Genomic DNA, 14,378 nt, shown 5'->3' with positions numbered 1-14,378 from the left:
TCGCCGTCGGCCGCGACGACGATCCGGTCCTGCGGCAGGCCGTATCCCCTTCCGACGTTGGCCGCGGACTGCCCGCCCGACCGGTTTCCCGGCGTCATCGGCGAACCGGTGACCCCGCCGGTGCGGGCATCGGCGTATCGCTGCGGCGAGTCCTGGTCGACGCTGGTGCACCACCGGCCGACGGGCCGGCGCCTGCTGATCCAAGGCAGTGCCGGCTTCGTCGAGGGCGCCCTGGCCGGCCAGCGCGCCGACGCGGCGTACCTGTCCGTCGGGCAGCTGGGGCTGCAGCCGCGGTCGTACCTGGTCGACTACTGGACCGAGACCGTGCGCGCGGTGGGCGCGCGCCGGGTGATCCTCATTCACTGGGACGACTTCTTCCGCCCGCTGACAAAGCCGTTGCGGGCCTTGCCCTATGCCGGCGACGACCTGGACGTCTCCGTCCGCGTCCTCGACGAGCTCGCCGCGCAGGACGGTGTCTCGGTGCACCTGCCCACGGTGTGGCGGCGCGAAGACCCCTGGAAGTAGAGCGGTTGGCACCTTGGCCCTGACGCTGGCGCTGTTGCTGCTTGCCGTGGTCCTCGCGTTCGCCGTCGCGCGCCCGGGCGGCTGGCCCGAGGCGCTGGCCGCCGTCCCGGCGGCCCTGATCCTGATCGCGGTCGGCGCGATCTCGGTGCACCAGGCGGTCAAACAGATCGCCGATCTGTCCGGGGTGGTCGCCTTCCTGGGTGCGGTGTTGGTGCTGGCCAAGCTCTGCGACGACGAGGGCCTGTTCGAGGCCGCGGGCGCGGCGATCACCCGGGGCAAGGTCGGGTCGGGCGGCCTGCTGCGGCGGGTCTTCGTCATCGCCTCGCTGATCACCGCGGTGCTGAGCCTGGACGCCGCCGTGGTCCTGCTGACCCCCGTGGTGCTGGCGGCCGTGCGCCGGCAGCGCACCCGGGTGCGGCCCTACGCCTACGCCACCGCCCATCTGGCCAACGGCGCATCGCTGTTGTTGCCGGTGTCGAACCTGACCAACCTGCTGGCGTTCCACACCGCCAACATCTCGTTCACCAGGTTCACCCTCGCGATGGCGGCGCCGTGGCTGGGCGCGATCGCCGTCCTCTACGTGATTTTCCGCTGGTTCTTCGCCAAGGACTTGCGGGTGCAGCCCGACCCGGAAGAGCTGGGCGCACCGCCGCGCCCGCCGGTGTTCGTGTTGCTGGTCGTGGCGCTGACGCTGGCCGGGTTCGCGGTCGCCCAGTCGGTGGGCATCGCCCCGGCCTGGGTGGCGCTGTGCGGCGCCGCCGTGCTGGCGGTGCGCAGCCTGCGCCATCGGCACACCTCGGTGTCCGACATCGTGCGCTCGGTCAACATCTCGTTCCTGGTGTTCGTGCTGGCGCTGGGCGTCGTGGTGCAGGCAGTGATGCTCAACGGGATGGACCGGGCGATGTCGGCGGTGCTGCCGTCGGGTTCGAGCCTGCCCGCGCTGCTCGCCATCGCCGCGCTGGCCGCCGCGCTGGCCAACGTCGTCAACAACCTGCCCGCCACGCTGGTGCTGCTGCCGCTGGTCGCGCCCAGCGGGCCGGTGGCCGTGCTGGCGGTGCTCATCGGGGTCAACATCGGCCCCAACCTGACCTACGTCGGATCGTTGTCGAACCTGTTGTGGCGGCGAGTGTTACGCCAGCACGACGTCGACGCCGGGGTCGGCGAATACACCCGCCTCGGCGTGTGCACGGTGCCCGCGTCGCTGGCGGTGGCGGTGCTCGCGCTGTGGGCCTCGGCGCGGCTGCTCGGTCTCTAGCGCGCGGGCGAGCCGCAGGGGCCCGACCGGATGATCGACGCCAGCTCCTCGCGCGACTGCGCCCCCACTCGCTGGCAGGCCCGGTACACGTGGCCCTCCACGGTGCGCACCGACATCACCAGCTTCTCGGCGATCTCGCGGTTGGACAGCCCGGCCACCACGAGCTCGACGACGTCGCGCTGGCGGCCCGACAACTTCAGACCCGTCGGGGTGTGCAGCGCCGGCGTGTGCAAGCCACCGCACTCGTCGGCCAGTTCCCTGGCCAACGCCGCGGCGTACAGCCCGCGGCGGTGATGTTGGCCTTCGTCGAACACCGCCGAGGCCTGCGCGGCCGCATCGGCGGCCGCCACCCGATCGCCGATCCGCCGGTAGGCCGCCGAAGCCGCCAGCAGGCCCTCGCCGTCCCGGGCCGACAGCGCGCCGGCATGCGACGCGACCGCGTCGGCCAGCGGCAGCGACAACGCGTCGGCCAGCTCCCGCGCCCGCGCCGCCTGGGAGGCATCGCCCCATTGGGCCGCCGCCTGGATGCAGGCCAGCTCGTGGGTCGGCTGACCGCGGTCGCGGGCCAGCCGGGCGGCCTGCGCGACGGACGCCACGGCCTCGCCCAATCGGCCGTTCGCCGCCATCGCCCACCCCTCGGCCAGGGCCAGGCCGGTGTGCATGAACCGGAAGTCGGCCGGCACGCACGACCGCGCCGCGGCGACCGCGTCGTTCGCCTCGTCGGCCTGGCCGAGCTTGGCGTGCGCCTCGGCCAACGCGAAATAGCTCGCGGGTCGCAAACCCGTTGTCACGTAGTGTGTTTGCACCCCGGCCACCGCTTCGTGCACCAGTCGGGCCGCCTCGGCGACCGCACCGCGAGCCAGCTCGGCGTTGCCCGACAGCAGGGCCAGGTTCGCATAGGCCAGGCCCGGGATGTCGCGCGATGATGCCGCGAGTTGCCGTGCGGTGCTGACGAATTCATCGATCCGACCGGTCAGCCGACAGGCGCGTCCGTAGACGGCGCCGAACCAGAACCGCATATGCGATGCCTGAAAGGACGTCGTCGCGCGCCGCAGGGCCTGCTCGGCCACCCCGGCGAGCTCGCCGACCTGTCCCAGCGCGCCCATCGCCATGATCAGCCCCAGCGACGCCATCATCGCGTGGAAGCCGGGTAGTTCGGGGAAACTCAATGCGGCCCGGGCGTTTTCGGTCGCGGACTCGCAGCGCGCGGCCACCGCATCCAGGCACGCCTGTATCGCCAGCCGCTCCGCTCGCTGGGCCGGCGTCTCGGAAGGGTCCGCGGCAAGATCGTCGAGGATCTGCGCCGCTGCGTTGGGGTTGTAAAGGTGCCAGATCAGGTTGGCCGCCCGCACCGTCGCCCAGTGGTGGCGGTCGGGCACGTCGCTGTCGGCCAAGGCGCGCAGCGCCGACTCGGCCGCCTCGCCCCGCCCCAGCAGCGCGAGGTTCATGGCCCGCACCCCGGCGGCCCCCGGCGCACCGGCTTGGGCGGCCGCGGTGGCGAACCGGTCGGCCAACTCCAGATCCAGCAGGGTCATCGCGTGCCGTGCCGATTCCAGGTACAGGTCGGGGTCGGGGTCGAGGTCCGACTCGAGGCGCAGCAGCGCGCGGCGCACCGTGGCCTGCATGTCTGCGTCGCCCACGTCGGCCAGTCGCGTGGCCAGCCTGCCCCGGATCTCCGACAGATACAGCTCGCCCGCGCTGGCGCGGCGCAACTCACCGAACAGCGGGTGGGCGAGCCGGGCCGTCAAGCCGGCGCCGGTGCGTTCGATGTTGACCAGGCCCAGTTGCTCGGCCTCGGCCAGGTCGCGGCGCCGCACCACATCGCACAGCACCTCGACGGCCAGCGGCTCGCATTGCGAGAGCGTGTCGATCACCATCGCCACCCGCGGGCCGAGCCGGCCCATCTGGCGGCCCACCGTGTCGGACAGGCTCGCCGAGACCGCGACGTCGCCGTCCCACATCCACACCCCGGCGGTCTTGCGCATCCGCCCCGCGGCGACCTGGTCGGCCAAGAGCTGCCGCAGAAACAGGGCGTTGCCGCCGGTCAGCTTCTGGAACCGCGCCGCGCTGCGCGCGTCGACCGGGCCGTCCAGCTTGGTCTCGATGACCTCACGGGTCGCCGCCGCCGAAAGCGGTTCGAGATCAAGCCGTTCCAACAGGCCGTCTTTCCACAATGCCGTCACCGCGTCCGGTTCGTCGCTGCCGGTCCGGACGGTGACCACCAGCCGGACCCCGCCGCACTGCGCGAGCTGGTGGACGACGAGCGCGGACAGCCCGTCCAGCAGGTGCGCGTCATCGACCCCGATCAGCACCCGGCGCTGCCGCTGTTGGGCGACAAACGAATTGATCACGCGGCGCACATCGGTCAGCGGATCGGACTGCGCCTCGTTCAAAGCCTCGGTCATCGCGCCGATGAAGGCCCCCAGGGGCAACGCCTGCGCCGAGTCGGTGCCGACGATCCACTGCGTCCGCTGCCCCGACGCCTGGGCACGCTTGAGCACTTCGTGGGCCAACCAGGTCTTGCCGACGCCGGCGGCTCCGGCGAGCACGACGCCCGCGTGTTTGGCACCCGCACCCAGGGCGCGGCGAATGATTCCCAGTTCGCTGTCACGCCCCGTCAGCGGCTCGGCGCCGATCACTCGGCGACTATAACGGCGCGCACGCATCGGATGGGAGGCTTTGCCGGCCTTTGGGTGGCCCGATGTGCACCCGACCCGCAGCAATCGCGTAGTCGACTACGCTGTCGGCCCGCCTCGGCGCCCGTGAGCATGAGTTTTGTCGGACGTGTGGTCAACAAGAGCGGTGGGCTATGGCAAAGATCGGAAATCACGCACTGGTATTGGGAGCGAGCATGGCCGGTCTGCTGGCCGCGAGATCGCTCAGCGAGTTCTTCGGCACGGTCACGGTGGTGGAGCGCGATCCGTTGCCCGACATCGCGCCCGAAACGGCGACCGCGCGCCGGGGCGTGCCGCAGGGCCGGCATCTGCACGGGCTGTTGCCCCGGGGCGGGCAGGTGCTCGAGCAGTTGTTCCCCGGCATCCTCGATCAGCTGGTCATCGACGGCGCACACCACACCGACGGCCAGGATCTGTCCCGGGTGCACTACGACCTGGGCGGGCACCTGATGGCGCGCTCGGGCAGCGCCCCCTCGTTCGCCGTGCACCTGGCGACCCGGCCCTTCCTCGAGGAGCACGTCCGCGCGCGCCTGCGCCGGATGCCCAACATCACGCTGCTCGACGACCACGACGTCGTCGACCTGACCACGACGCCGGACCGCCGGCGCGTCACCGGCGCCCGCGTGGTCAACCGCCGCACCCGCGAAGACCTCGCACTGAGCGCGGATCTGGTGGTCGACGCCACCGGGCGCGGCGCGAGGACCCCGGCATGGCTGCATGCCCTGGGCTACGAACGCCCGACCGAGGTGCACGTCCCGGTGCGCCTGACCTACGTGAGCCAATTCCTGCGCATGGCACCGGACGTGCTGCACGAATTCGGGTTCATCGTGGGAGCCGTGCCCGGCCGGCCGCGTGGTGTGGGCATGCTGAACTGCGAGAACGACACGTGGACGTTCACCGTCTACGGCATCGCGGGCCACGCGCCGCTCACCGACCTGGCGTCGATGTGCGAGTTCGTCGAGGACTGCGCACCGGCCCGCCTGCTGGCCGCGGTCCGGGCCGCCGAACCCCTCGGGGAGCCCACCCGGCACGTCCAACCGTCCAGCCAGTGGCGCCGCTACGACCGGATGCGACGCTTTCCGCAGGGCCTGCTGGTCATCGGCGACGCGATCTGCAGCTTCAACCCGATCTACGGCCAGGGCATGACCGTCGCCGCGCTGGAGGCCTTGGCGCTGCGCGACTGCTTGTCCTGCGGCACAGATGATTTGGCCCGGCGATTCTTTCGGGCCGCCACCGTGCCGATCCGCCAGGCCTGGGAGCTGTCGGCCAACCCCGACCTGTGCCTACCCGAAATCGAGGGCACCGCACCGCTACTCACCCGGTTGCTCAACGGCTACATCGACCGCATCCTCACCGCCGCCGAATACGACGCGATCGCGGTCGATCGGTTCGTCAGGGTCACCGCGCTCATCGACCCCGCCGACCGGCTGCTGCACCCCACGATGATGTGGCGTGCCGCGCTGGCCAACCTTCGCCGGCCGCGACGCGGCGACAACCAGCCGGCTCGCGCGAACGGTGACCTGGCGGGGAGCGTGCCCCGCTAGCCCCGCCGGTAGGCCGGCGGCAACGGCATCGACAGTTCGGCGAGCACGGTACGCAACAACGTCGGGTAATCGGTGATGATGCCGTCGACGCCGTAACCGATCTGCCGGCGCATGGCGGCGGCGTCGTCGACGGTCCAGGGAATCACCTTGAGCCCCAACGCATGCGCGCGGTCGACGAACGGCTGGCCGGAGACCAGCCGGTAGTCGGGTGAGACGATGTCCGCGCCCACCGTCCGCGCGCCGATCAGGGGATCGCCGACGAACGCGGGATTCACTCCGCCCAGCCAGGGCGAGTCCGGCGCCCAGGTGTGCTGGTCGTACAAGGCCACCAACGGAATTGACGGCTCGGCGTGCCGCACCAACGGCAGGGTGCGCCAGTCGAAGCTCTGAATCTCCACCCGGTCGGCCTTGCCCGCCGACCTGACCGCGGCCAGTATCACGTCGACGGCCTCCTGCGGCTCGGCCGATGCGCCGGGGCGGTCGGCCTCCACCTTGGTCTCGATGTTGTAGCGCACGGCGTCGGCGCGGTAGGAGTCGGCGAGCGCGAAAACCTGCGGCAGCGTCGCGATCTTGTTGCCCCACACCACTTCGGCTTGGGGGTAGTCGGCGAGCGGGCGCCCGCAGTCCAGGGTGTCGACCTGGGTGAGGGTGAGCTCGTGCACGAGCTTGCCCACGTATGGATACTGCGGGTCACCGGCGAACGCGGGCGCGGTGTCGGCGCACTTTTCGGCCTCGATGGTCGGGTCGTGCCACACCAGCGGTTGCCCGTCCTTGGTGATGACGATGTCCAATTCCAATGTGCTGACGCCCAATTCGATCGCCTTGGCGAACGCGCGCAGCGATTCCTCGGTGGTCTCGCCTCGCCCGCCGCGATGGGCCTGCAGGTCGAATTCCGACGGTCGCGCGGTGGCCGGCCCGGCGAGCAGCACCGCCAGCATCAGCAACGCGGCGGCCAGGCGCGCGATCACTCATCCCCTGCGCTGGCGGGTGATTTCGGCGAGCACCACCCCGGCGGCCACCGACGCGTTCAGCGATTCGGTGTCCCCGGCCATCGGGATGGACACGACTTCGTCGCAGTTCTGCCGCACCAACCGCGACAGCCCCTTGCCTTCCGATCCCACGACGACCACCAGCGGATCGGTGCCGTCGATGTCGTCGAGCGTGGTGTCACCACCGGCGTCGAGACCGATCACCCGCAGCCCACGACCGGCCCAATCCGTCAGTGTCCGGGTCAGATTGGTGGCCCGCGCCACCGGGATGCGCGCCGCGGCCCCGGCGCTGGTGCGCCAGGCCACCGCGGTCACCGAGGCCGATCGCCGCTGCGGGATCAGCACGCCGTGGCCGCCGAACGCGGCGACCGAGCGGACGATGGCACCCAGGTTGCGGGGGTCGGAGATGTTGTCCAGCGCGACCAGCAACGCCGGCGGCGAGGCGAGCGCGGCGGCGACCAGATCGTCGGGGTGGGCGTAGTTGTACGGCGGCACCTGCAAGGCGATGCCCTGATGCAGATGGTTGGCGGTCATCCGGTCCAGATCGGTGCGCGGCACCTCCAGGATCGAGATGCCCAAGTCGGCTGCGCGAGTGACTGATTCGGTGAGCCGTTCGTCGGCCTCGGTGCCCAGCGCCACGTAGAGCGCGGTGGCCGGCACCCCGGCCCGCAGGCACTCCAGCACCGGGTTGCGGCCCAGCACCGTCTCGGATTCGTCGGTCTTGCCCCGCGTGGGCCGACGGCTCTGGGCCTTGGCGCGCTTGGCGGCCGGATGGTTGGGGCGCAGGTGCGCGGGTGGGGTGGGGCCACGACCTTCCAGGCCGCGGCGGCGCTGGCCGCCCGAACCCACGGTCGGGCCCTTCTTGGTGCCCTCTTTGCGTATCGCCCCGCGGCGGCGCGAGTTGCCGGCCATCTACTCGGCCCCTACTGTTCTGGACTGGCCTGCAGCGACCACTGCGGCCCGTCGGCGGTGTCGGTGACCTCGATGCCGGCCTCCTTGAGCCGGTCGCGGATCTCGTCGGCCAGCGCCCAGTTGCGTTCCGCGCGCGCCTTCTGCCGATTCTCCAGCTCCGCCTGCACCAGCACGTCGACGGCCGCGAGCGCCGCCGACGTCTCGTCGCGGGTCTCCCAGCGCTCGTCGAGCGGGTCGCAGCCCAGGATGCCCATCATCGCGCGGATCGCGCCGGCGTGCCGCAGTGCGCCGTCGTGGTCGCCGGAGTCGAGCGCCCGGTTGCCCTCCGCGCGCGCCTGGTGCACCTCGGCCAGCGCGGCCGGCACGGCCAGGTCGTCGTTGAGGGCCTCGGCGAAGCGTGCGGTCCATTGCCCGGGTTCGACGCCGCCGACCCGCACCCGCACCCGGTGCAGGAATTCCTCAACGCCGACATAGGCTTTCACCGCGTCCTGCAGCGCGGTCTCGGAGAACTCCAGCATCGACCGGTAGTGGGCGCTGCCCAGGTAGTAGCGCAACTCGGCCGCGCGCACCCGCTGCAGCAGCGCCGGTATGGCCAGCACGTTGCCCAGCGACTTGCTCATCTTCTCGCCGCCCATCGTTACCCAGCCGTTGTGCAGCCAGTAGCGGGCGAACCCGTCGCCGGCGGCGCGGCTCTGGGCGATCTCGTTCTCGTGGTGCGGGAAGACCAAATCCATTCCGCCGCAATGGATGTCGAACTCCGGCCCCAGATAGGTGCGGGCCATCGCGGAACATTCCAGGTGCCACCCGGGGCGGCCGCGACCCCACGGGGTGGGCCAGGACGGCTCGCCGGGCTTGGCGGCCTTCCACAGCGTGAAATCGCGCTGATCGCGTTTGCAGGTGGCCACGCCCTCGCCCTGATGGACGTCGTCGATCTTGTGCCCGGACAGCTGCCCGTATTCGGGATAGCTGAGCACGTTGAAGTACACGTCGCCGCCGGCGGCGTAGGCGTGACCGGTTTCGATCAGCCGTCCCATTAATTCGACCATCTGGGTGATGTGCCCGGTGGCCCGCGGCTCGGCCGACGGCGGCAACACGTCCAGGGCGTGGTAGGCGGCGCTGAAGGCCCGCTCGTAGGTCGCCGCCCATTCCCACCACGGCCGGCCCGCCGCGGCGGCCTTATTGAGGATCTTGTCGTCGATGTCGGTGACGTTGCGGATGAACGCAACGTCGCAGCCGCGCGCGATCAGCCATCGGCGCAGGATGTCGAAGGCCACGCCGCTGCGGACGTGGCCGATGTGCGGCAGGCCCTGGACCGTCGCACCACACAGGTAGATGGAGACGTGACCCTCGCGCAGCGGAACGAAATCACGCACGGCGCCGGTTGCCGTGTCGTGTAGCCGCAAGCGGGCCTGATCGGTCACGACGTGCCAGCTTACCGGGTAGTTCCCCGGCGCCCGGCGCTGCGCGGGCTTACCCGGTGGAGACGACCAGCGCGGTGGCGATCGCGGCGAGGCCCTCACCGCGTCCGGTCAGCCCCAACCCGTCGGTCGTCGTCGCCGACACCGACACCGGCGCGCCCAGCAATTCCGACAGCACCCGCTGCGCCTCGGCGCGGCGCGGACCGACCTTCGGCCGGTTGCCGATGACCTGTACGGCGGCGTTACCGACCCGGAAACCGTGGTGCGACGCCAGATCCGCGACATGGCGCAGCATGTCGGCGCCGCTGACGCCTTTCCAGCGCGGATCGTCGACCCCGAACACCGTCCCGAGGTCGCCGAGCCCGGCCGCCGACAACACCGCGTCACACAGGGCGTGCGCCCCCACGTCGCCGTCGGAATGCCCCGCGCAGCCGTCGGCGTCGCCGAATTGCAGACCCAGCAGCCAGCACGGCCGTCCCGGTTCGATCGGGTGCACATCGACGCCCAGGCCCACCCGGGGAAGCGGCGGCACGGCGTTCACCGGCGCACGGCGGTCTCGGCCAGCAGCAAATCGAGCTGGGTGGTGATCTTGAATGCCAGCGGGTCGCCGTCGACCACCTGGACCTGGCCACCGACATGCTCGACCAGCGACGCGTCGTCGGTGAAACCCACGCCGCCACCGGCCCGGTAGGCCCCGTAGGCACGCAACAGCAGACCGGTCGCGAAGCCCTGCGGGGTCTGCACGGCACGCAGCCCGGCGCGTTCCGGCGTCCCGAGCACCACTCCGTTGGCGTCCACGGCCTTGATGGTGTCATGCAGGGGCAGGGCCGGCACCACGGCGTCGTGGCCGGCCCGCAGCGCCTCCACCACGCGGATCACCAGCGACGGGGGCGTCAGGGCACGCGCGGCGTCGTGCACGAGGACGTACTCGGGGGCGGCTGTGACGGCGGCCAGGGCCAGGCGCACAGATTCGGTGCGGTCGGTCCCGCCGGCGACGACGGTGGCTCGGCCGGCCTCGACGTCATCAGCCAGCACCCGCCCGGCCTCGTCGATCCGGTCGGCGGGAACGGCCGCCACGACCTGATCAACCACCCCGGCTGCCAACAAACCGGCGACGGCGCGCTGCAGCAACGTACGGCCGTCGACCGAACAGAATGCCTTGGGAATACCTGCGGCCAGTCGTTCGCCCGACCCTGCGGCGGGGACGACTGCGACTACGTTGCCTGACGTGCCCGTCTCCGGGGCCAACCCCGGCTGCGGGACCAACCCCGGCTGCGGGACCAACGGAGTGTCAGGACCTTCAGGAAGCGGCGGCCAGAACCTCGTCGAGGATGGTCTCCGCCTTGGCGTCGTCAGTGCTCTCGGCCAGCGCCAACTCGCCGACCAGAATCTGGCGGGCCTTGGCCAGCATGCGCTTCTCGCCGGCCGACAGGCCACGCTCCTGATCGCGACGCCACAGGTCGCGGACTACCTCGGCGACCTTGTTGACATCGCCGGAAGCAAGCTTTTCGAGGTTGGCCTTGTAGCGGCGCGACCAGTTGGTCGGCTCCTCGGTGTGCGGGGCCCGCAGCACCTGGAAAACCTTGTCCAAACCCTCTTGTCCGACGACGTCGCGGACACCCACATACTCAGCGTTCTCGGCGGGAACTCGAACGGTCAGGTCGCCCTGCGCCACCTTCAGGACGAGATATTCTTTTTGCTCCCCTTTGATCGTCCGGGTTTCGATCGCCTCGACTAACGCAGCACCGTGATGCGGGTAAACAACGGTGTCGCCGACCTTGAAGATCATCTGATTCGAGCCCCTTTCGTTACTTCATCCTAACACGGCCGCCTAACTACGCGCGAAGCAACGATGCAGGTCAGGGGCACAACACGCGCAGATTAGGGGTTGACATGCGGACCAAGTCGTGCAGTGCAGCACATTACCAACGCCCCCGGCGCGGCCCGGCGGCGGCCTCGAGGACGGCTGTTACGGCGCTCCGGCGCTGGTCTGGCGCCCCGCGCTATCGCGCGCAAGACCTTCCTACTACTGTGCATAGTTGCATCAGTCGAACCGGCTCAGCAGGAGGCTCGAGAGAGTGAACCGCTTCAAGATCCGCCTCGGCCTTCCCGCGCTCGCCGTCGCCGGCGTGATGGCCGTCCTGGCCGCTCTGCTCAGCGGTTGCGGAGCCGGACAGGTCTCGCAGATGGCGGTCCAGGAGCCCGCCATCAACGGCAACAAGGTCACGTTCAACAACGTGGCGCTGCGCAACATCCGGATCCAGGCCTACCAAAGCGGTGATTACCTGCAGCCGGGCCGCACCGTGGACCTGGTGCTGGTGGCCGTCAACCTGTCGCCGAACACGCCCGACCGGCTCGTCGGCATCACCAGCGACATCGGCACGGTGACGGTCAGCGGCGACGCCCGCCTGCCCGCCGGTGGATCGCTGTTCATCGGCACGCCCGACGGCGAGAAGGTGGCGCCGGGTCCGGTCGGTTCGAACACCGCCGCGGCCAAGGCGACCATCAATTTGGCCAAGCCCATCTCTAACGGGCTGACCTACAACTTCACCTTCAATTTCGAGAAGGCCGGCCAGGCCACCGTCGCGGTGCCGATCTCGGCCGGGCTGACGCCGCCGCAGCAAAACCAGGCGGGCTAACCGCCTGTCGTGACACGGGCTTGTCGTAGCGGCTCGATACCGTCATGGCGTGGCAACCGCGCGCTCGCAATACCGCTGTTCGGAATGTCGGCATGTCACCGCGAAGTGGGTCGGCCGCTGCATGGAGTGCGGCACCTGGGGCACCGTTGACGAGGTCCCGGTGCTCAGCGCGGTCGCCGGCCGTCGCGGCGCCCTGGCCACGGCGGCGCCGGCCGTGCCCATCACATCCATCGAGCCCAACGCCAGCCAGCACCGCACGACGGGGGTAGACGAACTCGACCGCGTGCTCGGCGGCGGCGTGGTGCCCGGCTCGGTCACGCTGCTGGCCGGCGATCCCGGCGTGGGCAAGTCGACGCTGCTGCTCGAGGTCGCGCATCGCTGGGCGAAAGCGGGCCGCCGCGCCCTGTACATCTCCGGTGAGGAGTCGGCGGGCCAGATCCGGTTGCGCGCGGACCGCATCGGCTGCGGCAGCGACGAGCTCTACCTGGCCGCCGAATCCGACCTGCACACCGTCCTCGAGCACATCGCGACGGTCAGGCCCGCGCTGGTGATCGTGGACTCGGTGCAGACCATGTCCACCACCGAGGCCGACGGTGTGGCCGGCGGCGTCACGCAGGTCCGCGCGGTGACGTCGGCCCTGACCGCGGCGGCCAAGACCAACGGCGTCGCGCTGATCCTGGTCGGGCACGTCACCAAGGACGGGGCCATCGCCGGGCCGCGTTCCCTCGAGCACCTCGTCGACGTGGTGCTGCACTTCGAGGGCGACCGCAACGGCTCGCTGCGCATGGTCCGGGGGATCAAGAACCGGTTCGGGGCGGCCGACGAGGTCGGCTGTTTCCTGTTGCACGACAACGGGATCGAGGGCGTCGCCGACCCGTCGAACCTGTTCCTGGATCAGCGTCCGGCCCCGGTGCCGGGCACCGCGATCACGGTGACACTGGACGGCAAACGGCCGCTGATCGGCGAGGTACAGGCGCTGCTGGCCACGCCGGCGGGCGGCTCGCCGCGCCGCGCCGTCAGCGGCATCGACCACTCCCGGGCCGCGATGATCACCGCGGTACTGGAAAAGCACGCCAGGCTGCCCGTCGGCATCAACGACATCTACCTGTCCACGGTCGGCGGCATGCGGCTGACCGATCCATCGTCGGATCTGGCGGTCGCGGTCGCGCTGGCGTCAGCGCTCACCGGCCTGCCGCTGCCCACCACTGCGGTGATGATCGGCGAAGTGGGACTGGCTGGAGATTTGCGGCGGGTCAGCGGCATGGAGCGGCGGCTGAGCGAAGCCGCTCGCCAGGGGTTTTCCATCGCGCTCATCCCGGACGGTGACGACCCCCGGCGCGAGATCGTGCCGAACGGGATGCGGGCGCTGCGCGCGCCCACCATCGTGGCGGCGCTGGAGCACATGATCGACATCGCCGACCACCGCGGCGGCGCTCCCGCAAACCCGCCATGGCTGGACGCATGACGCGTCGGGCCTGAAGAATGACATGCTGTGACTCGTCCGACCCTGCGTGAAACCGTCGCCCGCCTGGCTCCGGGCACCGGCCTGCGTGACGGCCTGGAACGCATCCTGCGTGGCCGCACCGGCGCCCTGATCGTGCTCGGCAACGACGAGGCCGTCGAGGCCATCTGCGACGGTGGGTTCGCGCTGGACGTGCGCTACGCGCCCACCCGGCTGCGCGAGCTGGCGAAGATGGACGGCGCCGTCGTGCTGTCCACCGACGGCAGCCGCATCGTGCGGGCCAACGTGCAGTTGGTCCCGGACCCGTCGATCGCCACCGACGAGTCGGGGACCCGGCACCGGTCGGCGGAGCGGGCGGCGATCCAGACCGGCTACCCGGTGATCTCGGTGAGCCATTCGATGAACATCGTGACCGTCTACGTCGGCGGGGAGCGCCACGTGGTGGCGGACTCGGCGACCATCCTGTCGCGGGCCAACCAGGCCATCGCCACCCTGGAGCGGTACAAGATCAGGCTCGACGAGGTCAGCAGGCAGCTGTCGCGCGCCGAGATCGAGGACTTCGTCACGCTGCGCGACGTCATGACGGTGGTGCAGCGGCTCGAGCTGGTCCGCCGGATCGGCCAGGTGATCGACAACGACGTGGTCGAACTGGGCACCGACGGCCGCCAGCTGCGGCTGCAGCTCGACGAGCTGCTCGGCGGCAACGACAACGCCCGGGAACTGATCGTGCGCGACTATCACGCCAGCCCGGAGCCGTTGTCCGAGGCGCAGATGACCGCCACGCTCGATGAGCTGGACGCGCTGTCGGACACCGAGCTGCTCGACTTCACCATCCTGGCAAAGGTTTTCGGGTATCCGACCACCACCGAGGCGCAGGATTCGGCGGTCAGCCCGCGCGGCTACCAGGCGCTGGCCGGCATTCCCCGGCTGCAGTTCGCCCACGCCGACCTGCTGGTCCG

General features: G+C 70.7%; 12 protein-coding genes and 1 pseudogene. 6 read left to right on the top strand and 7 right to left on the bottom strand.

From position 1 onward, the window contains the following. Both A5659_RS23290 and A5659_RS23285 read left to right on the top strand, forming a co-directional pair. Positions 1-525 (top strand): annotated as a pseudogene (locus tag A5659_RS23290) (hypothetical protein); the annotation flags it as partial. Positions 526-538: 13 nt separating this feature from the next. Continuing rightward, complete coding sequence (locus tag A5659_RS23285) at positions 539-1,780, top strand: SLC13 family permease (protein WP_066863755.1); 1,242 nt, start codon at positions 539-541, stop codon at positions 1,778-1,780. Here the strand turns inward: A5659_RS23285 and A5659_RS23280 are convergent. Beyond that, complete coding sequence (locus A5659_RS23280; protein ID WP_066877174.1) at positions 1,777-4,419, bottom strand: LuxR C-terminal-related transcriptional regulator; 2,643 nt, start codon at positions 4,417-4,419, stop codon at positions 1,777-1,779. The genes A5659_RS23285 and A5659_RS23280 overlap by 4 nt on opposite strands. A 170-nt stretch (positions 4,420-4,589) precedes the next feature. Between A5659_RS23280 and A5659_RS23275 the strand changes: the two genes are divergently transcribed. Next, on the top strand, positions 4,590-5,999 hold the full coding sequence (locus A5659_RS23275) for an NAD(P)/FAD-dependent oxidoreductase (RefSeq protein WP_066877171.1): 1,410 nt from the start codon (positions 4,590-4,592) through the stop codon (positions 5,997-5,999). On the opposite strand, the gene A5659_RS23270 is transcribed toward A5659_RS23275, so the two are convergent. From A5659_RS23270 to carD, 6 genes are read right to left on the bottom strand one after another with little or no spacing between them, the layout of a single operon-like run. Then, entirely contained in the window at positions 5,996-6,937 is a 942-nt protein-coding gene (locus A5659_RS23270) for a glycerophosphodiester phosphodiesterase (RefSeq protein ID WP_197498164.1), read from the bottom strand. The genes A5659_RS23275 and A5659_RS23270 overlap by 4 nt on opposite strands. A 30-nt stretch (positions 6,938-6,967) precedes the next feature. Then, positions 6,968-7,900 (bottom strand): 23S rRNA (guanosine(2251)-2'-O)-methyltransferase RlmB, encoded by a 933-nt coding sequence (rlmB, locus tag A5659_RS23265; RefSeq protein ID WP_067018927.1) that lies wholly within the window; start codon positions 7,898-7,900, stop codon positions 6,968-6,970. An 11-nt stretch (positions 7,901-7,911) separates the two neighbouring features. Further along, positions 7,912-9,321 carry a cysteine--tRNA ligase gene (cysS, locus tag A5659_RS23260; protein ID WP_067184580.1) on the bottom strand — a complete coding sequence of 470 codons (1,410 nt, stop codon included), beginning with the start codon at positions 9,319-9,321 and terminating at the stop codon, positions 7,912-7,914. Between the two features lie 49 nt (positions 9,322-9,370). Next, entirely contained in the window at positions 9,371-9,850 is a 480-nt protein-coding gene (gene ispF, locus A5659_RS23255) for a 2-C-methyl-D-erythritol 2,4-cyclodiphosphate synthase (protein WP_156748892.1), read from the bottom strand. A gap of 5 nt (positions 9,851-9,855) precedes the next feature. Further along, positions 9,856-10,566, bottom strand: a complete 711-nt coding sequence (ispD, locus tag A5659_RS23250) for a 2-C-methyl-D-erythritol 4-phosphate cytidylyltransferase (RefSeq protein WP_067184577.1) — start codon at positions 10,564-10,566, stop codon at positions 9,856-9,858. A 52-nt stretch (positions 10,567-10,618) separates the two neighbouring features. Beyond that, positions 10,619-11,107, bottom strand: a complete 489-nt coding sequence (gene carD / locus A5659_RS23245; RefSeq protein WP_003419482.1) for an RNA polymerase-binding transcription factor CarD — start codon at positions 11,105-11,107, stop codon at positions 10,619-10,621. A 289-nt stretch (positions 11,108-11,396) separates the two neighbouring features. On the opposite strand from carD, the gene A5659_RS23240 reads away from it, so the two are divergent. The 3 genes from A5659_RS23240 to disA form a co-directional block, all read left to right on the top strand. Next, positions 11,397-11,957: a hypothetical protein gene (locus tag A5659_RS23240; RefSeq protein WP_066877163.1), complete on the top strand. Its 561-nt coding sequence runs from the start codon at positions 11,397-11,399 to the stop codon at positions 11,955-11,957. A 49-nt stretch (positions 11,958-12,006) separates the two neighbouring features. Further along, entirely contained in the window at positions 12,007-13,422 is a 1,416-nt protein-coding gene (gene radA, locus A5659_RS23235) for a DNA repair protein RadA (RefSeq protein WP_066877161.1), read from the top strand. A gap of 27 nt (positions 13,423-13,449) precedes the next feature. Next, a partial coding sequence (gene disA, locus A5659_RS23230; protein WP_067184574.1) for a DNA integrity scanning diadenylate cyclase DisA occupies positions 13,450-14,378 on the top strand: 929 nt, incomplete at its 3' end.

It is taken from the genome of Mycobacterium sp. 1165196.3 (genome assembly GCF_001673415.1).
Lineage (GTDB): Bacteria > Actinomycetota > Actinomycetes > Mycobacteriales > Mycobacteriaceae > Mycobacterium > Mycobacterium europaeum_A.
This window is presented reverse-complemented; position numbering and strand designations above follow the sequence as displayed.